The following is a 19,135-nucleotide window of genomic DNA, read 5'->3' on the forward strand; positions in this document are numbered from 1 at the left end:
AAAGTAACAAGCTAATCCATGCTCCAAACACCGCAGCCTGACCTTCATACTGTATCAGCGCCCAACAAACCTCATCGGCTTTTTAAAACGTCCACCCTGATTGAGAATCATGTTGCCAATCAACAGGAGAGATATCATGGGCAATATGATTAGTGTGAATAACATCAGTGAATTGCGTAATCTGACACCCGCGACAGACGATCAGATTGTCTTTTTAGTTTCTCACTCCACCGGACGTTTCGCCGGCGGCGGCGAATTCTATTATGCGAAAACGGATACAACCAGTACGGACAATAACGGTACCGTAGTGGTTACTGCAGACGGAGCCCGCTGGAAACGACTGGACACTAAGCTTACCTTCGATCACTTCGGCGCCGATCCCAGTGGCACTTTCGCCTCTGACGCGGCAATCAGCGCCACATTAAACTATGCCGCGAGTTTAAAAAACAAAGTGGTCTATGCTTCGGAAAATGCTCAATATCTGCTGACCAGCACTCAACCTATCAACGTCGCAAATGGCGTCACAGTCAGAGGATCCCGCCGCGGTATTGCTCAAGGCCCTGCAAGTCTTACAAACAATGGCCCTAATCGGGCAGGCCTTGCTGACGATAGTGCTTTCATCATCAAAAAGCCGGCAGGTACGGTTTGTTTCGCCTGCGATAAGAACGTTGTCTTTGATGGTTGGTCGTTCCTCTATCCAGATCAGAAATATACTGCCACCCAGCCGGAGGCGTTTGTTCCATACGGAGCCACCATTACCGCAACCGGCGCTCTGTCAGTTGCCAACTGCCGTTATGTAGGCGCCTATGATTTTGTTGAAGCTCGTGGAGAAGCCAACAGCTTTGAGAATATCTACGGTTGGGCAGTACGCTGCGACTACAGGGTTTATGAAAGCAGGGACATCAACAGATTTACCAATGTTCACGTCAATGCCAACGTCGTGCGCCCGACAGAAAACGCGGTGACTGCCTCTATCGCCGTAGCCGGTTCTTGTGCTTTCAATCTCGATCGCCACGACAATACGTTTATGGTGAATGTGTTCTCTTATGGCAAAAAGATCTTTATCAAAACTACAACACAAGGAACCTCCTATTTAGGCGGCCTTAGCCTGAGCAATTTCATGGCAGACAGAAATGGTACCGGAATTGATATCGACTCGGATTCCTCCGCCAATATTCAAATCGCCAACGGTTCTTATATTAATGACTATGGTGATATCGTTGGAGGGTTCCTGGTATTAAGAAAGTCTACTGGCCAATCAAATATCACCCCAGTGCAAATCAGCAATGTTAACTTCGCTACCGCTAATGGACCGAAGGGTTCACTCTCCCCTCAGGCCATTCGCTTCGAAGCGAACGGCGGGTATCAACTTTCATTCAGCAACACCGTCATGCCAATGTGGACGAACGGCAGTCTGAACAATGAAGCGGGTTACAACATTCTTAGAGGCACACTGAGCATTGCGCAACGCAGCTATCAGCTACATGCGGCTCCGCTAAATTGTTTGACGAACAGCAATATGATCGCCATCGGTGCTGACAAACAGCCTGTAGGCTGGTTTATTGATGGGAATCTGACGGCGGATAGCAATACCCTGACGGCCAATGGCGACAACCCGGCTTATAAAGGTTTGGGCCAGCGCATCCATCGGAGCATGGGATTAAGGACATTCTGGGCCATCGCATCCTATATCGGTGAACAATCTACCGCACAAGCCTCGACCGGTATCTGGGCCCGTTCATTCAACGATGACTACACTGACACGATCGAGAGCAATAATGCCATCCCCTGGATGCGCATCGGGAACCTCTATTATGCGCGGTTTGTCATGAATAATAACCGCACCATCCACGATATCCTGATCAATCCCGGTAACGGCAATAATACAGTGCGCATTTTAGCCTGCGGCATTAGCCCGGGTGAAATCTTTGACTTCTCGCCTGACACGTTGCAATAGTCTCTCGCGGCATAAAAAAAGCCCCGGCAAAACGCCGGGGCCTGGTACTTGCGTGATCGCCGAAGGCTCAGTGACACGCAAAGGGGTCTTACGGCCCGGAAACCGGTTATCAAACGCGGTTAGCTGCGTGTTTATGCGCTTTGCGCCAAGGGGTCAACCAAGGCCAGCGCGTTTTTCATCGCCTCCACCATTTCGCCATCCACGCAATAATGGCTAAATTCGTCAAACTCGTTATCGGAACACATGGTGACCCCCGCCTTGCGATAACGCATGGTCGATGGCACCAGATGGCCGGAAGAGCTGTGCAATTCATGCAGGCCGATATCGACAAACTTGTGCAAATTGCTCAGACGCACGCCGGCGCCCGCCATGATCACCGGGCCCTGGCTGGCCTGACGCAAATCACGCAACAGCGGCAGGCCCAGTTCGGCGCTCTGCTGTTGACCGGAAGTCAGAATGCGCGCCACGCCCAGGTCGGTTAGTTGCTCCAGCGCCACCATCGGGTTTTGGCACATGTCGAATGCGCGATGGAACGTGACGGCCATCCCCTCGCACAACGCCATTACCTCGCGCATGCGCGGCAGATCGATATGCCCTTCTTCGTCCAGCATGCCGACGACCACGCCGGGGAATCCCAACTCGCGGATCTGGCGGATATCCTGCTTGATCACCTCGAAATCCACCGCGCCATAACAGAAATCGCCACCGCGAGGGCGTACGATCGGATGAACCGGAATCGAAACCCGTTCCCGCGCCAAACGCAGCGTGCCATAACTCGGCGTCAATCCGCCCTCGCTCTGGCTGGCGCATAACTCGATACGATCGGCGCCCGCCCGTTCGGCCGTTAGCGCGCAGTCGACGCTAAAGCAACAAACTTCCAGTTTTATCATTGTCACCCCCAGATAACGGCCAACATACGGCGGCAATTGTTCATTTCTTCATTTCTCACGTAGGCTCATGCTTAGGCATAAACCGGCTCAGGGTTGTAACTATGGCATTCAATTTTGATCAATGGGTAGACCGCAGTCACAGTGACAGCGTTAAGTGGGATAAATATCGCGACAGCGACATCATTCCGCTGTGGGTCGCCGACAGCGACTTCGCCTCCCCGCCGGCGGTCATCGACGCCTTGCAGCGGCGCGTGGCGCACGGCGTGTTCGGCTACACGCACCCATCCCCCGATCTTCTTGAGGTTTTTACCCGCCGCATGGTAGAGCGCTACCGCTGGCACATCAAGCCTGAATGGATCCTTTTCCTGCCCGGCCTGGTGTGCGGCCTGAACCTGTGCGTGCGCGCCTTCACCGAAGACCATCAGAGCACGCTCGCGCCCAGCCCCATTTATCCGCCATTTCGCAAAGCGGCCAAATTCGCCGGGCGCAAGCACCTCTCGGTACCGCTGGCGGCAACAGGCCAACGTTGGGTGCTGGATTTTTCCGCGCTGCATGGGCAGCTCAGCGGCAATGAGAAGCTCCTGCTGCTGTGCAACCCGCAAAATCCCGGAGGCACCGTTTATCGTCGAGAAGAGCTGTCGCAGCACCATCAGTTCGCCCGCGAGCACGATTTAATCGTCTGTTCGGATGAAATCCACTGCGAATTGCTGCTTGAACCCGGCGCACGGCATATTCCTTTCGCTACCCTGAACGAAGACGCGGCCCAGCGCAGCGTGACGCTGATGTCGCCGTCAAAGGCGTTTAATCTCGCCGGGCTGGGCGCCTCGATGGCGATCGTCCCTAATGAGGCGCTGCGACAAAAGCTGAAACGCGCGCGCAGCGGCATCGTGCCGGAGGTCAATCTGCTGGCGCTGGTCGCCGCCCAGGCGGCCTATCAATACGGGCAACCCTGGCTGGACGAGCAGTTGATTTATCTGCGCGCCAATCGCGATCGGGTGACAGAACGCATCAACGCCATGCCGGGATTGAAGTTGTTGCCGATTGAAGCCACCTATTTGGCCTGGATCGACTGCGGCGCGTTGCCGGTGGACAATCCGCATCAGTTCTTCGAGCGCGCGGGCGTTGGATTAAGCGCCGGTTTGGATTTCGGCGATCGGCGCTTTGTACGACTGAACTTCGGTTGCCGGCGGGCTCTGCTCGATGAAGCGCTCGATCGCATGGCGCGGGCCTGCGCCACGCTGTTCGACTAGCCTTGCTCGCTGGCGACAATGTCCCGAATGGAGTAAGGATGAAACTTGATCGTGACCGTTCCATCGGTGATGGCCAGCGTCGGGTTCGGCAACCGCTCGCCCTCGCCTTTTGGCGAGCTTTGCTTCAGTTTGATCCCCGGCGCCAGCAACGCTTCATCAGCGAGATGGCTCAGCGCGCGGGCGTGCAACGTCTGCGGATCGCCGCTCAGCACTAGCTCGACATGTTCCCACCCTTCATGCGGATACCGTTTCTCCCCGGGATACGGCAGCTCGACGCAATCTATCCGCCACGGCCCCACGGCCAGCGGCTGCTGTAAATCAAACAGACAGATAGGCCGCCCGTTGATCATCGATTCGGACAACAGTGTCCCGCACTGCATCAATCCCTGGCGCCAGCGTTCGGCGGTCGCGTTCTGGTGACAGCGCAAGGAAATGTGATCGGCGGTAAACGAGGACAGGTCAAGCTGCAATCTGGCGGCGAATTGTTGCAACGCCTGCTCGAAACGCGGCAGGTCGAGCCTCAGATCGTCAAGCTCGGCAATGGCCTGCAAGGGATTGGTCATAGAAACCTCAAAACAACGAGCGCAAAGTTAAACGCCGTAATTTACACGGTGGCGACGGCGCTCGCCAGAGTGGCGAGATTTTTCAGCGGCAGTACAGCATAATTTTCGGTTCTGGATGGGGGACGAAAAACCCAGCGCTTATTGAGATGACAGCTTATTAATTCGGCGATTAAATAAAAAATAGGATTTTTCGCAGGCCATTATATCATTTCCTTATGACAGTAAGATTTAAGTTATTTTGCACAAAACCCTCCGCCACCTGCGGGCTAAATCGATTGATTTTTTTCGCTTAATCAAACCTCACCCACTTATATAAGTCACACAAAATATGAAGCTTAACCAATTGTAAACAAAGAGAATGCCGCGAAAAAAATGATGGAAAACTAAGGATTATCTTAATTTAATGCCGGGCAATTGATTCACCCACTCAACTCGGCTACTTTGGGGGAAATTTAAATTAGAGATGATCATTATGTTATTGCTGACGATATCCTTGGTGTTGATAATTATCGCCGTATACGCCATCTACCGTCATTTTAAATCTCGCAGCACCAATACGCTGGATTCCGGTCGCCGCAATAAAAAACGCTAGCCCCTCATTTTTTCCACCGTATATCTTCTCTCGGTTGTCCATCTTTTATCCCCACGGCAATAACGCGCGCCTCCGCAACTGTTTCATCGCTGCGGTCGCGCCAACTGCTGACGGGCTCCCTCAGATCGGTTACAATTGCAGGCTGTTTTGTGGAGGTCGCCGCCGCCCGCGCGCCGTTGGCCACCACCGTTGAATCCCTCGGGGGCTGGTTTCGGCCCCTCGTTCGTCATTAAGGTAACCCGGTGAATATTCAGGTTCTTCTTTCAGATAAAGTCAGCCAGGCGCTGATCGCCGCTGGCGCGCCAGCCGATTGCGAAGCGCAGGTCCGCCCATCCGCCAAGGCGCAGTTTGGTGATTACCAGGCCAACGGCGTGATGTCAGTCGCCAAAAAGCTGGGCATGCCGCCCCGTCAGCTGGCGGAAAAAGTGGTGCAACTGCTGGATCTCGGCGACGTCGCCAGTAAAGTGGAAATCGCCGGCCCCGGCTTTATCAATATCTTCCTGAACAGCGACTGGGTCGCCCGCCAGGCCGACCAGGTGCTGAACGCACCGAAATTGGGCATTGCGCCGGTTGAACCGCAAACCATCGTTATCGACTATTCCGCGCCGAACGTGGCGAAAGAAATGCACGTCGGCCACCTGCGCTCCACCATCATCGGCGACGCCGCAGCGCGTACTCAGGAGTTTCTGGGCCATAAAGTGATCCGCGCCAACCACGTCGGCGACTGGGGCACCCAGTTCGGCATGCTGATTGCCTACCTGGAAAAAATGCAGAATGAAAACGCCAGCGATATGGGCTTGTCCGATCTCGAGCAGTTCTACCGCGAAGCCAAGAAGCATTACGATGAAGACGCCGAGTTCGCCGAGCGCGCACGCGCTTACGTCGTGAAGCTGCAGGGCGGCGATCAATACTGCCTGAAAATGTGGCGCAAGCTGGTCGACATCACCATGGCGCAAAACCAGCTGACCTATAACCGCCTGAACGTCACGCTGACCGAAGACGACGTGATGGGCGAAAGCCTGTATAACGCGATGCTGCCGGGCATCGTCGCCGATCTGAAAGCTAAAGGGCTGGCGGTGGAAAGCGAAGGCGCCACCGTGGTGTTCCTCGACGAATACCAGAACAAGGACGGCGACCCGATGGGCGTCATCATCCAGAAAAAGGATGGCGGCTACCTCTATACCACCACCGATATCGCCTGCGCCAAGTATCGCTACGAGACCCTGGGCGCCAATCGCGTGCTGTATTACATCGATTCCCGCCAGCATCAGCACCTGATGCAGGCCTGGACCATCGTGCGCAAAGCCGGTTATGTGCCGGAGTCCGTCTCGCTGGAACATCACATGTTCGGCATGATGCTGGGCAAAGACGGCAAGCCGTTCAAAACCCGCTCAGGCGGCACCGTGAAGCTCTCCGATCTGCTGGATGAAGCCATCGAACGCGCCGAACAGCTGATCGCCGGCAAAAACCCGGACATGCCGGAAGACGAAATGAAGACCATCGCTCGCGTGGTCGGTATCGGCGCGGTGAAATACGCCGATCTGTCGAAAAGCCGCACCACCGACTATGTTTTCGACTGGGATAACATGTTGGCCTTCGAAGGCAATACCGCGCCTTACATGCAATACGCCTATACCCGTGTGGCATCGGTATTCAAACGCGCCGGGATCGACGAAAGCAGCCTGACGCTGCCGCTGATCCTGACCGAAGAGCGTGAAATTGCGCTGGCCACTCGCCTGCTGCAGTTCGAAGAGGTGCTCACCGCCGTCGCGCGTGAAGGCACGCCGCACGTCATGTGCAGCTACCTGTACGATCTGGCCGGCTTGTTCTCCGGCTTCTACGAGCACTGCCAGATCCTCAACGCCGACAGCGAAGAAGCCCGTCAGAGCCGCCTGAAGCTGGCGCTGCTGACCGCCAAAACGCTGAAAACCGGCCTGGATACGCTGGGCATCGAAACCGTCGAGCGCATGTAAACCGCGCCGCGCAGAAAAGCAAAAAGGTCGCCGTGGCGACCTTTTTTTTACGCTTTCACTCGGCTCAGACGACCCGGCGCGCGAAATCACGCGGGCGGAAACCCAACCCGGCCAGCACGCCGAAGTAGGCTACCACACCGGCCACCACCACCGCCGCCAAGCGCAGCAAACGCTCCAGCATGTTGCCCTGATCCCAGGCCGGCATCAGCCACATCAAGCCAATCAGCACGGCCGACATCACCAGCACGGCAATCACCAGCTTAGTGAGGAACAGCGCCCAACCCGGCTGTGGCTGGAAGATTTTCTGCTTGCGCAGCTGCCAATACAGCAGCGCGGCGTTCAGGCAGGCCGCCAAACCGATCGACAGCGCCAGACCGGCGTGCTTCAGCGGACCGATAAACGCCAGGTTCATCACCTGCGTCATGATCAGCGTAATGATGGCGATCTTGACCGGCGTTTTGATGTCCTGACGCGAATAAAAGCCCGGCGCCAGCACCTTAACCACGATCAGCCCCATCAGCCCCACCGAGTAAGCCACCAGCGCGCGTTGCGTCATCGCCGCGTCAAAGGCGCTGAACTTGCCGTACTGGAACAGCGAGACGGTCAACGGTTTGGCCAAAATACCCAGCGCGATGGCGCTCGGCAGCGCCAGCAGGAAGCACAGGCGCAGCCCCCAATCCATCAGGCGCGAATACTCGTCGTGGTTGCCGCTCGAGAAGCTTTTGGCCAGCGACGGCAGCAGGATGGTGCCCAATGCCACGCCCAGCACGCCGGAAGGAAACTCCATCAGGCGGTCGGCATAGTACATCCAGGACACCGAGCCGGACACCAGGAACGATGCGAAGATCGTGTTGATGATCAGCGAGATCTGGCTGACCGACACCCCAAGGATCGCCGGCCCCATCTGGCGCATCACCCGCCAGACCCCGGCGTCACCCAATTTGATGCGCGGCAGCACCAGCATGCCGATCTTGCGCAGGTGCGGCAGCTGATAGCCCAGTTGCAGCACGCCGCCGACCACCACCGCCCACGCCAGCGCCAGCACCGGCGGGTGGAAATACGGCGCGGCGAACAGCGCGAAGCCGATCATGCTGACGTTAAGCAGCGTTGGCGCAAAGGCCGGGATCGAGAAACGGTTCCAGGTATTGAGGATCGCCCCCACCAGCGAGGCCAGCGAAATCAATAGAATATAGGGGAAGGTAATGCGCAGCAGCGCCGACGTCAGCGCAAACTTGTCGGGCGTATCGGTAAAGCCCGGCGCAGTGATATAGATCACCCAGGGCGCGGCCAGCATCCCCAGCACCGTCACTACCGCCAGCACCAACGTCAACAGCCCGGAGACATAGGCGATAAAGGTGCGCGTCGCTTCCTCGCCCTGCTGGCTCTTATATTCCGCCAGGATCGGCACGAAAGCCTGCGAAAATGCGCCTTCGGCAAAGATACGACGCAGCAGGTTAGGAAGTTTGAACGCCACGAAGAAGGCGTCCGTTGCCATGCCGGCCCCGAACACGCGCGCGACGATCGCATCGCGGGCAAAGCCCAACACCCGCGAAAACATCGTCATCGAGCTGACCGCAGCCAAGGATTTGAGTAGGTTCATGTGGTTGTCTGATAGGTACCGTAAATATCAACGCCTGCAACAGCAGGCGTCAGTGAAACAATCGGCTCAGTTTACGCATCCGGAAAAGAATAGCTACCGCCATATGTTACATAGAGTTATCGCGTAACAAACGCTCGACCACCCGCTGCGCAACCAGCGCCTGCTCGCCGCCGGTTTCCGGCGCGCTCTGATTGGCGACGGCGCAGAGGAAATGCCGCACCGCCCCGTCGAAACCGCGTTGCACCAGCGTGCTTTGCCAACCCGGCACCGGCTGTTCCAACTCGCCCTGCGCATCTTCGCGCAGCCAGTGGCGCATATCGGTCAACTGATACCGCGCGCCGTCGGTCACCGCCTGCACGCTTTCGCGCTGGCTGCCGCCGCGGCGATGCATACTGGTCGTCACCAGCGTATCGCCACAGGCGAAGTGGTGCTCGGCGTACAGCATTTCGCCTGCAGCGTTGGCGCGCACGCTGCCGCTCAGCAGTTGCTCGCCACCGCCCGCCAGCCACAGGGCGGTGTCCACCACGTGCAGATAGTCATCCAGCAGGGTAAAGCGCAGATCGTGAGGGCCGACGCTGTCCGCCCGATGTTTATCCATGCGAATGGAGGCGGGCTGATTCATTTGCTGCTTGAGTTGGCGGTAAAGCGGCGCGAAACGGCGGTTGAACCCCACCATCAGCGTTTTGCCCCGCCGCTCGGCCAACTCAAGCAACTGCTCGCCCTGCTCCAGCGTTTCCGCCAGCGGCTTATCGACGTAAACATGTACACCACGGTTAAGCAGCTCGCCAATGACCGAAAAATGGCTGGCGGTGCTGCTGTGGACAAAGACCGCATCGCACTGTTTGGCCAAGCTGTCCAGCCGAGGGAAACAGGCCATGCGGTAGCTGTCGCACAGCGGCTGCGCTTTCTGTTGATTAGGCGAGAAGCCGCCCACCAGCGTCCAGTCCGCCGCCTGACTGAGGATCGGCAGGTAGGCCTTCTGCGCGATGCTGCCCAGCCCCACCACGCCCACGCGCAATTTAGTCATGCGTTTCCCTCGCCAACAGTTGCTGCACCTGCCGTTTCAGCTCCGCCACGTCGTTTTCCAACGCGCTGACCCTGGCGCTCAATTCACCGTCGATCTCCGACTCGAGCGCCGGCGGCGCCTCATCGATTGGCCCGCTGAACAGATGCATGAAGCGGCTTTCGCGCTTGCCCGGCTCGCGCGCCAGGCGCACCACGAACGGGCCGTCTTCGCGCGTGGTCAACTGCTGCAGCACCTGTTCGACCTCGCTGACATCGCTGAACTCGTGCATTCGGTTGGTGCGCGTGCGCAGCTCGCCCGGCGTTTGCGCGCCGCGCAGCAGTAAGGTGGCGATCACCGCCAGTTCGGCGGGAGAGAGCTTCAGCTGGCCAAACTCGGAATTGCAAAACCGCTGCTCGTATTTCACGACCCGATTGCCGAACCCGCTGAGGGTGCGCAGGAAATGTTTGCGCAGCAAGAGATCGAGGAGTTGCTGCACCTCGCTTTCGCTCAGATCCATCACCGGCTCGCGGTTGGTCTTTTGGTTACAGGCCAGGGTAATGGCGTTAAGCGAAAGCGGGTATTGGTCCGGCGTCGTCACCTGTTTTTCCAACAGGCAGCCGATGACCCGGGCCTCTTTGGCGTTCAATTCATATTTCATCGTTTGGCCTCAACGTGGGGGTAGCCACTCTCTATTGGTGTATGCCGTCAAAACGTGGTCTTGCCACTTGCCGTCGATCAGCAGGTAATCTTTGGCGTAACCTTCGCGTTCGAATCCCAGACGCGTCAGCAATGCGCCGCTGCGCTGGTTATGCGGCATATAGTTGGCCATGATGCGGTGCATGCGCTGTTGGCGCAGCATATAGCGGATGGCGGACTGCAAGGCTTCGAACATCAACCCCTGCCCCTGCCATTTCTCCCCCAGCGAATAACCGAGGAAGCAGGCGTGAAACGAACCGCGCAACACGTTGCTGAAGTTCGCCACGCCGCGGACTTCCTGCTCTTCCGGATCGAGCAGGATAAAATAGTAGGCGCTGCCCTGCTTTTGCATTTCAGCGATCATCCCCAGGCGCGCCTGCCAGCCGGACGGATAACAATGGCTTTCATCGCGCACCGGCTCCCAGGGTTTGAGAAAGGTCCGGTTCTCGGCATAATAGTCCGCCAGACGATAGGCGTCCCGTTCATGCACTAAACGGACCACCATCCGGTCGGTAGTAAGACGTACTTTTGGCGATGCAGAGCGGTAGCCGAACATCATTTCCCCCGCGGTCAAAACGGTTCGATAAGAAGTATTTATTAGGAAGCGTCGAGGATAATTATCCGACGCCGATCTGAGGCCATGACTTTATGTTGCCAATAGCGCCTCAGAACCGCGCTCCCTTGCATTCAATATAACCGTAGGCCGCCCCCGAGGTAAAATACCGGCCGCTCAGTAAATCGCCGAATACGCGTTTTACGGCGTTTTTCCGCCAATTTTGCAGTTCAGGTAACACCTTGACGATAAAAAAATATTATCTACTCCGCCCCTGTCGCCGTCCGCCAATTGGGTAGAGAATGGTGGGGTTGCCTTCCCCCTCTCTCTTAATTGCTCATGGTGATGCATGTCTCTGGTGTCGCAAGCGCGCAGCTTGGGTAAATATTTTCTGTTGCTCGACAACCTGCTGGTGGTTTTAGGCTTCTTTGTCGTGTTCCCGCTTATTTCGATCCGCTTCGTCGATCAGCTGGGATGGGCGGCGCTGATCGTCGGCATCGCGCTGGGTTTGCGTCAGTTGCTGCAACAAGGGCTCGGCATCTTTGGCGGCGCGGTCGCCGACCGCTTTGGCGCCAAGCCGATGATCGTCACCGGCATGCTGCTGCGCGCCGCCGGTTTCGCCACCATGGCGATGGCCGATGCGCCGTGGATCCTGTGGTTCTCCTGCGCGCTGTCCGCCCTCGGCGGCACGCTGTTCGATCCGCCGCGCACCGCTTTGGTGATCAAACTGACCCGTCCGCACGAACGCGGCCGCTTTTTCTCGCTGTTGATGATGCAGGACAGCGCCGGCGCGGTAGTCGGCGCGCTGATCGGCAGTTGGCTGCTGCAATACGATTTCCACTTTGTCTGCTGGGTCGGGGCGGCGATCTTCGTGCTGGCCGCCGGCTGGAACGCCTGGTTACTGCCGGCTTATCGCATCTCCACCGTGCGCGTGCCGATGAAAGAAGGCATGTTGCGGGTCGTGCGCGATCGCCGCTTCCTCACCTATGTCCTGACGCTGACCGGCTACTATATGCTGGCGGTACAGGTGATGCTGATGCTGCCGATCGTGGTCAATGAAATTGCCGGCTCACCGGCGGCGGTGAAATGGATGTACGCGATCGAAGCGGCGCTGTCGCTGTCGCTGCTCTATCCGCTGGCGCGTTGGGGTGAAAAACATTTTCGGCTTGAACAACGCCTGATGGCGGGCCTGCTGCTGATGACGCTCAGCCTGCTGCCGATCGGCCTTGCCAGCAGCCTGCAAGGCGTGTTCACGCTGATCTGCTGTTTCTATCTGGGTTCGATCATCGCCGAGCCGGCGCGCGAAACGCTCAGCGCGTCACTGGCCGATCCGCGGGCGCGCGGCAGCTACATGGGCTTCAGCCGCCTCGGGCTGGCGTTGGGCGGTGCGTTGGGATATACCGGCGGCGGTTGGATGTACGATACCGGGCGGATGATGAACATGCCGGAGCTGCCCTGGTTGCTGCTCGGCGCCGTCGGCTTCGCCACGCTGCTGGCGCTGTACTGGCAATTCAGCCCGCGGCGCAACGCGTCGGTGATACTGCGCGGCGGCTAACGCCATAGAAATCCGGCCGAATCGGCAACAGCTGCTATCCTGTTAGTAAAAACACCCACAGGAGCCCGTCGGCATGAGCGAAGAAGCCAAATTACCGCAACTACTCGAACATATGATACTGAACTTGCGCATGATTTATGCGCGCTCCACCCTGGTGGAAAAGGCGCTGGCGCATATCCTCGCCAGCGACGCCGGCCTGAAAAACGATATTATCAAACAGCTGCAGGTCGTCACCGCCGCCAACGAACGCGATCAGATCGATTTGGAACAAGCCCGCATTCACCTGATCGATGTGCTCAACTCGGTACCGGTCAAGAAATAGCACCCCTCGCCCGCGCCTGTTGCGCGGGCAATATCGCAATAACGCACCATCCAACACACGCGTTTCAAGACAGCCTCGATAAGCTGTGGTAACTATTGCTGTTAAAACCTGACAACCCGGAGCAAGCATGAAACTGTTCATTTACGATCATTGCCCATTCTGCGTTAAAGCCCGCATGATTTTCGGACTGAAACATCTTCCGATCCGCCTGGTCACGTTGCTCAACGACGATGAGACGACCCCGTTCAATCTGATTGGCAAAAAAATGGTGCCGATCCTGATCAAAGACGACGGCGAAGCAATGCCGGAAAGCCTGGATATCGTGCGCTATGTCGATGGCTTGGACGGCAAACCGGTGCTGACCGGCCGCACCAACCCGGCCATCGCCGAGTGGTTGCGCCGGGTCGACAGTTATGCGGCCAAATTGCTGTTGCCGCGTATTGCGCATGCCGATTTCGAAGAATTTGCCACTGACAGCGCCCGCCGTTACTTTATCGATAAAAAGCAGGCGTCAATCGGTGATTTCACCGAGCATCTCGCCAACAGCGCCGATCTGATCGCCGAACTGGAGGCCGACCTGCAAACGCTGTCACCGCTGATCGTCTCCGCCGACGCCGTGAACGGCGAGCTTTCTGAGGACGATATTCATCTGTTCCCGCTGCTGCGCTCATTGTCGATCGTCGCCGGGGTTGCCCTGCCGGACAACGTGGAAGCCTACCGCAACCGCATGGCGCAGCGCAGCGAAGTGCCGTTGCTGCTGGATATGGAACAATAACGTTCGACAGTCACAAAAAGGATATGGCGTACTGATGCTGAAAATGGTGCTCGCCACCGCTCGCGATCGGGCCCGGCTGAAGGAAATTACTTCCGTTCTGATTCGTTATGGTTTGCAAGACGTTCTGCGCCTGCTGGGCCTGGGGGCGTTGCTGCGTGGCGCCCGCAGTGAGCCCGCACGGCAGAGCGCGCAGCCCCTTCCTCAGCGGCTGCGCGAAGCGCTCGAGGCGCTCGGCCCAACCTTCGTCAAATTCGGCCAGATCCTGGCCACGCGTTCTGACCTGCTGGATCCGGCCTGGACCGACGAACTGGATCGTCTGCACAGCCAGGCGGCGGTGTTGCCATGGGAAATGCTGGCGCCGCAGATCATCGCCGATCTCGGCGATGATCCCGAGCAGCTGTTTGCCGAATTCGATCGCACACCGCTGGCCGCGGCGTCGATGGCGCAAATTTACCGCGCACGCCTGCACAGCGGCGAACAGGTGGTGGTGAAAGTGCTGCGCCCCGGCCTGGCAAAAACCATTCACGCCGATCTGCGGCTGCTGGCCTCGCTGGCGGAAACCGTGGAGCAGCAGAGTCAGGCGCTGGCGCGCTATCGACCACGGCAGATGGTCAGAGCGCTGGCGACGGCGCTCAATCATGAACTGGATTTGACCCATGAAGGGCATAACTGCGATCGCGTCGCCGGCATGTTTGCGCGTGAACCCGACGTGGTCGTGCCGAAAATCTATTGGCAATGGTCTTCTCCGCGTCTGTTAGTGCAGGAATACTTGCCCGGCACCGCGCCGGAGAACCCCCGGCAGTTGGCGGAAGCGGGATTTGACGGCCCGCTGCTGGCGCGGCGCGGCGCTCGCGCCTTTATGAGCATGGTGCTGGAGCACCGGCTGTATCACGCCGATCCGCACCCCGGCAACGTGATGGCGCTGAGCGGCGATCGCGTCGGCTTCATCGACTTCGGCATGGTGGGCCAGCTGTCCGAACGGCGGCGCAACCAGTTGCTCCTGCTGCTGCAGGCCATCGCCGATCGTCAGTCCGAAGGCATCGTCAACACGCTGATCGCCTGGTCGGACAGCGAACCGCTGGATCTGATGGACCTGGAGCTGGCGGCGCAAAACTTTCTCGACAAGCAGGCCGCCGCCTCCCTAACGCTCGGCAAAGCCCTCACTGACCTGTTGGTGATGGCGCGTGAGCACCAGCTGGCGCTGCCGCCGGATCTGGTGCTGCTGTTCAAGGCCTTAATCACCGCCGACGGCGTGCTGCACCGGCTGGATCCGGCCTTTGACATCGTCGCCACGCTCAAACCGATGCTGCAACAAACGGTGCTGCAACGCTATGCCCCTGACGCCGTGCGCCAACGACTCTTGGCCCTGGGCGGGGAAGCGCTCGACGCCGGAGAGGAGCTGCCGCAAACCCTGCGGCTGTTGGTGCGCCGCCTGAAACGCGGGCAGCTCAATGCCGACATTAACGTCAAGAACCTCGGTCAGTTGAGCAAAGCGCTGGAGCGCAGCGCCGTCACCCTGGCCATCGCCATCGTCACCGCCGCTTTTGCCCTGGGGCTGGCGCCTTATCTGATGCATTCGTCGCTGCGGCTGTGGGGCATTCCGCTGTTCCCGCTGTTGGGAGGCGCAGCCTGCCTGGCCGGCGTGATCCTCTTGGCGCTGCGATTACGGCGCTGACGCTTTCGGCGTTATCCGATAGGTCTCGCCCTGTTTTACGCGCACTATTCCCGCCATACCGCCGCCTGCCGTTTTCACGCGCAGGCGGAGCGTTTATAATGATTAATCAATTATCTGCAGCACTTTTCGCCAGCAGTCGCAATGAGGCATTAATGAAGAAGATCCTGATGGGCGCAGCCGCCCTGCTGTTCGCCGGCGTATTGGCCGGTTGCAATCAACTGACCCAGTACACCCTGAGTGAGCAGGAAGTGAATGACTACCTGCAGAAACATAACGACTATCAGAAGCAAATCGGCGTGCCCGGCCTGCTGGACGCCAACATCGTGCTGACTCAGTTGCAAAGCCAGATCGGCCGCAGCGAACCGGGTAAAGTCACCCTTTCCGGCGACGCCAAGGTCAACATCACGTCGATTCTCGGCCCGCAGACCGCTGATCTGAAGCTGACGCTGAAGGCGCAGCCGGTTTATGACCGGGCGCTGGGCGCCATTTTCCTGAAGGACATGGAGCTGACCGATTACAGCGTGCAGCCGGAAAAAATGCAGACGGTGATGAAAGCGCTGACGCCGTATCTGAACCAGTCGCTGAAATCCTACTTCGACCAAAAGCCGGCTTATGTGCTGAATCCTGACAACAGCAAAACCGAAGCGCTGGCGAAAAAACTGGCGAAAGGGTTGGAAGTGAAACCGGGTGAATTGGTGATTCCGTTCAGCGACTGACGCCGCCTGAGAACATCAAGCCCGCCGCTCGGCGGGCTTTTTACTGCCGGGAAAGCGTTACTGTGGGGCGCTGTAGGCGATTTCGCCGGTGTTGCAGTTGAGCGTCACGTTGTAGGTTTTATCTGCCTTGGTGCCACGCACCGTCAACGGCACCTGCCATACCTGATCCTTGCCGCTGATGGCATCCGGGCTAACCCAGGCAATCGGCGTTGCGGTACCCAGCAGCTTTTTGTCCGACTCCCAGCGCGTAATGCGGTTCTGCAAGAAGTCGCGCTTGACCTGGGCGGCGATATCCGCCGGCTGCAGGCCCGCACACTGCCCCACCTTGGCGGTGCGCTGTTCGTGATCCTGCGCCCACACCGTCGTCGATGCTCCCATCATGGCCAACAAGGCGATAGCCAAACCCGTTTTTTTCATATGTCCTCCCGTTGTGATTAGCGCTATCCGGGCGCCCATCCCTGGCTCACAACAGGGCTTCGGCAAAGGGTTACCGTTTGACGAACTCAATGACAAACAGCGCATCCAGGCCCGGATAGATTTCCTTGATCACCTGCTTCAGTTCGCCGAGCGACATGTTCTCCTGCTGTGCGTGGCGTTCGGTCAGCGCATCCAGGCGCACCGGCGTTACCGACAGCACTTCGATAAAGCAGAAAAATACACCGTCCTCATTGCGGCTGACGCGCAATACCTCGCCCGGTTCAAAATGCGATTCACTGGCATCCCGAATGGTGATGGTTTTACGCCCGGCCAGAATGTCTTGCTCAAAGCGGCTGAAGAAAGTTATTTCACGGCTCATTTTAGATCCTTTTTCATCACAACACCGCAACATAAGTCATTATGCCGCCTGCTTTTCTGACGCAGATCCCTCTTTTGGGGTAGAGGCCGCTTTTTTCGCTTTGCTTTCCGCTGGTTTCTTGAGGGTTTCCGCCGGCGATGCGCCGCGCAGAATCAGACCCAGCGCATCCTTGTTTTCCGCCAGGAAGAAGCTCAGCCCTTCGCGCTGTTCGTCATCCAGGTTCAGCGGCGCGTGCTGCAGCCACTCCCCAAGGTTGTCCGCCAGATCCAGCATTTTGTCGTAGGCGTCGGCTTCTTTCTTGCTCGCGAAAGTCATTTTTTCCTCACCGTTTCTCACCACCACATATTTAACTTCAACCGCCATGCGTGCGTCCTCAAATACTCAAATTACTGTGATTATATACAGTATAAATAGATCGTGGCGGGAAGGCAAACCGCCGCCCGCCTTTGGCTTATTTCAGCAGCCGCACCTTGCAGCTTTTGCCTTTGATTTTGCCCTGCTGCAACTGTTGCAGCGCCTTGCGCGCGCTGGCTTTGCGGATCGCGACATAGGCATGCACCGGGAACATATCGATCTTGCCCACTTCCGCCGCCGTCAGCCCGGCATCACCGGTCAGCGCCCCGAGAATATCGCCGGGACGGATCTTCGCCTTGCGGCCGCCGTCGATGCACAGCGTCACCATTTCCGCCTCCAGCGAGCCGTTGGCCGCCCCGCTCAGCTCGGACACCGGCGACCAGTCGACGCTCATCTGCAGATAGTCTTCAATCGCGTGCGCACGCGCCATTTCCTGCGGCGTGCACAGGCTGATCGCCAACCCGCTCATGCCGGCGCGGCCGGTACGGCCAATACGGTGCACATGCACTTCGGGATCGAACGCCAGCTCGTAGTTGACCACCAGCTCCAGCTCTTTAATATCCAGCCCGCGTGCGGCGACGTCGGTCGCCACCAATACCCGGCAACTGCGGTTGGCGAAACGCACCAACACTTGGTCGCGGTCGCGCTGTTCCAGATCGCCATGCAGCGCCAGCGCACTGATGCCGCGGGCCTCCAGGGCCTCAAGCACCGTCTGACAGTCGCGCTTGGTATTGCAGAACACCACGCAGGACGCGGGTTGATGATAGCGAATGGCCGACACCAGCAGCGCTGGGCGCTGATCGCGCGTGGTCTCATAAAAGCGTTGTTCGATGGAGGTCTGCGCTTCGCCATCGTCCACCTCGACGCTCAGCGGCTGGCGTTGAACGCGCGCGCTGATGCGCTCGATGCCTGCCGGGTACGTGGCGGAAAACAGCAGCGTCTGACGTTGCGGCGGCGTATAGCTGATCACATCGTCGATGTCGTCGGCGAACCCCATGTCCAGCATGCGATCGGCCTCATCCAGCACCAGCACCTTCAGCTCGTCCAGCTGCAGCGTTTTCTTGCGCAGGTGTTCCTGGATACGGCCCGGCGTCCCCACCACGATGTGCGGCGCATGCACCAGCGAATCGAGCTGCGGCCCCATCGGCTGGCCGCCGCACAGCGTCAGGATCTTGATGTTTTGCGTAAAACGCGCCAGGCGACGCAGCTCTTTGCTCACCTGATCGGCCAGCTCGCGGGTGGGACAGAGCACCAGCGCCTGCGTGGCGACCTGACCGACGACGATACTGTTCAGCAGACCAATGCCGAAGGCCGCCGTTTTACCGCTGCCGGTTTTCGCCTTGGCGCGCACGTCCCGCCCTTGCAGGATGGCGGGCAATGCGGCGGCCTGTACCGGCGTCATTTCGGCGTACCCCAGTTCGTTGAGGTTGGCCAACTGTTCGGCTGGCAGCGGCAGGGAAGAAAAAGAAACTGTGCTCACGGCGATAACTCTTATGTGACGAATGGAATGGCGGCGCGCCCGCAGGTAAGCGCCGAATCAGCGGTAAATGATAACAGAGATGGGCGGCGTTACGGGGTGCGGGCATAAAAAAACCCGCCGGCGGCGGGTTTCTTGGCAACGCAGTCGTTAAATCGCAACGACGTTGGCTGCGGCTGGGCCACGTTGGCTGTCCTGGATGGAGAACTCAACCTGCTGGCCTTCAGCCAGGGTCTTGAAACCATCGCTGACGATAGCGGAGAAATGAACGAAAACGTCTTTAGAGCCGTCGGCAGGGGTGATAAAGCCGAAACCTTTGCTTTCGTTGAACCATTTAACGTGACCAGTGATCTTGCTCATTTGTGTTTCCTTTACTTGATAAACC

The 19,135-nt window shown here is 58.2% G+C and carries 20 protein-coding genes; 8 read left to right on the forward strand and 12 right to left on the reverse strand.

Annotation, left to right across the window (positions count from 1 at the left end; all coding sequences use genetic code 11):
• The first annotated feature begins 136 nt into the window (after positions 1–136).
• On the forward strand, positions 137–1,957 hold the full coding sequence (locus EDY99_RS10965; protein ID WP_033643361.1) for a hypothetical protein: 1,821 nt from the start codon (positions 137–139) through the stop codon (positions 1,955–1,957).
• Positions 1,958–2,088: 131 nt separating this feature from the next.
• Here the strand turns inward: EDY99_RS10965 and cutC are convergent, their stop codons facing one another.
• Positions 2,089–2,847, reverse strand: coding sequence for a copper homeostasis protein CutC (cutC, locus tag EDY99_RS10970; RefSeq protein WP_060660624.1), 759 nt, complete (start codon positions 2,845–2,847; stop codon positions 2,089–2,091).
• A gap of 101 nt (positions 2,848–2,948) precedes the next feature.
• Here cutC and EDY99_RS10975 point away from each other — a divergent pair, with 101 nt between their 5' ends.
• A complete protein-coding gene (locus tag EDY99_RS10975) occupies positions 2,949–4,097 on the forward strand; it encodes a MalY/PatB family protein (RefSeq protein ID WP_123061748.1) in 1,149 nt (382 codons plus the stop codon).
• Here the strand turns inward: EDY99_RS10975 and EDY99_RS10980 are convergent.
• The gene (locus EDY99_RS10980; protein WP_033643364.1) at positions 4,094–4,660 is read right to left on the reverse strand and encodes a VOC family protein; all 567 of its coding nucleotides are present in this window, start codon (positions 4,658–4,660) and stop codon (positions 4,094–4,096) included. The two genes, EDY99_RS10975 and EDY99_RS10980, sit on opposite strands and share 4 nt — an antisense overlap.
• A 475-nt stretch (positions 4,661–5,135) precedes the next feature.
• Complete coding sequence (locus EDY99_RS24595; RefSeq protein ID WP_154219869.1) at positions 5,136–5,294, reverse strand: hypothetical protein; 159 nt, start codon at positions 5,292–5,294, stop codon at positions 5,136–5,138.
• Positions 5,295–5,494: 200 nt separating this feature from the next.
• On the opposite strand from EDY99_RS24595, the gene argS reads away from it, so the two are divergent.
• Complete coding sequence (argS, locus tag EDY99_RS10985; RefSeq protein WP_033643365.1) at positions 5,495–7,225, forward strand: arginine--tRNA ligase; 1,731 nt, start codon at positions 5,495–5,497, stop codon at positions 7,223–7,225.
• A gap of 64 nt (positions 7,226–7,289) precedes the next feature.
• Here the strand turns inward: argS and murJ are convergent, their stop codons facing one another.
• From murJ to rimJ, 4 genes are all read right to left on the reverse strand, one after another.
• Entirely contained in the window at positions 7,290–8,825 is a 1,536-nt protein-coding gene (gene murJ, locus EDY99_RS10990; RefSeq protein ID WP_033643367.1) for a murein biosynthesis integral membrane protein MurJ, read from the reverse strand.
• A 106-nt stretch (positions 8,826–8,931) separates the two neighbouring features.
• A complete protein-coding gene (locus tag EDY99_RS10995) occupies positions 8,932–9,852 on the reverse strand; it encodes a Gfo/Idh/MocA family protein (protein WP_123061749.1) in 921 nt (306 codons plus the stop codon).
• Positions 9,845–10,489 carry a YceH family protein gene (locus EDY99_RS11000; RefSeq protein ID WP_042784746.1) on the reverse strand — a complete coding sequence of 215 codons (645 nt, stop codon included), beginning with the start codon at positions 10,487–10,489 and terminating at the stop codon, positions 9,845–9,847. The genes EDY99_RS10995 and EDY99_RS11000 overlap by 8 nt, the downstream gene beginning before the upstream one ends.
• A 9-nt stretch (positions 10,490–10,498) precedes the next feature.
• On the reverse strand, positions 10,499–11,083 hold the full coding sequence (rimJ, locus tag EDY99_RS11005; RefSeq protein ID WP_047575604.1) for a ribosomal protein S5-alanine N-acetyltransferase: 585 nt from the start codon (positions 11,081–11,083) through the stop codon (positions 10,499–10,501).
• 346 nt (positions 11,084–11,429) lie between these two features.
• On the opposite strand from rimJ, the gene mdtH reads away from it, so the two are divergent.
• From mdtH to EDY99_RS11030, 5 genes are all read left to right on the forward strand, one after another.
• The gene (gene mdtH, locus EDY99_RS11010) at positions 11,430–12,635 is read left to right on the forward strand and encodes a multidrug efflux MFS transporter MdtH (RefSeq protein WP_033643370.1); all 1,206 of its coding nucleotides are present in this window, start codon (positions 11,430–11,432) and stop codon (positions 12,633–12,635) included.
• Positions 12,636–12,708: 73 nt separating this feature from the next.
• Positions 12,709–12,957, forward strand: a complete 249-nt coding sequence (locus EDY99_RS11015) for a hypothetical protein (protein WP_033643371.1) — start codon at positions 12,709–12,711, stop codon at positions 12,955–12,957.
• 127 nt (positions 12,958–13,084) lie between these two features.
• Entirely contained in the window at positions 13,085–13,732 is a 648-nt protein-coding gene (grxB, locus tag EDY99_RS11020; protein ID WP_123061750.1) for a glutaredoxin 2, read from the forward strand.
• A gap of 34 nt (positions 13,733–13,766) precedes the next feature.
• The gene (locus EDY99_RS11025; RefSeq protein WP_060660621.1) at positions 13,767–15,407 is read left to right on the forward strand and encodes an AarF/ABC1/UbiB kinase family protein; all 1,641 of its coding nucleotides are present in this window, start codon (positions 13,767–13,769) and stop codon (positions 15,405–15,407) included.
• A 152-nt stretch (positions 15,408–15,559) separates the two neighbouring features.
• Entirely contained in the window at positions 15,560–16,123 is a 564-nt protein-coding gene (locus tag EDY99_RS11030) for a lipoprotein (protein WP_123061751.1), read from the forward strand.
• Positions 16,124–16,180: 57 nt separating this feature from the next.
• Here EDY99_RS11030 and yebF read toward each other — a convergent pair whose 3' ends face one another.
• From yebF to cspC, 5 genes are all read right to left on the reverse strand, one after another.
• A complete protein-coding gene (gene yebF / locus EDY99_RS11035) occupies positions 16,181–16,540 on the reverse strand; it encodes a protein YebF (protein WP_089191905.1) in 360 nt (119 codons plus the stop codon).
• A 70-nt stretch (positions 16,541–16,610) separates the two neighbouring features.
• Positions 16,611–16,919 carry a N(4)-acetylcytidine aminohydrolase gene (gene yqfB, locus EDY99_RS11040; RefSeq protein WP_004927562.1) on the reverse strand — a complete coding sequence of 103 codons (309 nt, stop codon included), beginning with the start codon at positions 16,917–16,919 and terminating at the stop codon, positions 16,611–16,613.
• A 39-nt stretch (positions 16,920–16,958) separates the two neighbouring features.
• On the reverse strand, positions 16,959–17,282 hold the full coding sequence (locus EDY99_RS11045) for a YebG family protein (RefSeq protein WP_099785903.1): 324 nt from the start codon (positions 17,280–17,282) through the stop codon (positions 16,959–16,961).
• 88 nt (positions 17,283–17,370) lie between these two features.
• Positions 17,371–18,753, reverse strand: a complete 1,383-nt coding sequence (gene dbpA, locus EDY99_RS11050; RefSeq protein ID WP_033643376.1) for an ATP-dependent RNA helicase DbpA — start codon at positions 18,751–18,753, stop codon at positions 17,371–17,373.
• A 147-nt stretch (positions 18,754–18,900) separates the two neighbouring features.
• A complete protein-coding gene (gene cspC / locus EDY99_RS11055; RefSeq protein ID WP_004927572.1) occupies positions 18,901–19,110 on the reverse strand; it encodes a cold shock-like protein CspC in 210 nt (69 codons plus the stop codon).
• Positions 19,111–19,135 lie beyond the last annotated feature (25 nt).

The sequence above is a fragment of the Serratia sp. LS-1 genome (assembly GCF_003719595.1).
Lineage (GTDB): Bacteria > Pseudomonadota > Gammaproteobacteria > Enterobacterales > Enterobacteriaceae > Serratia > Serratia ureilytica.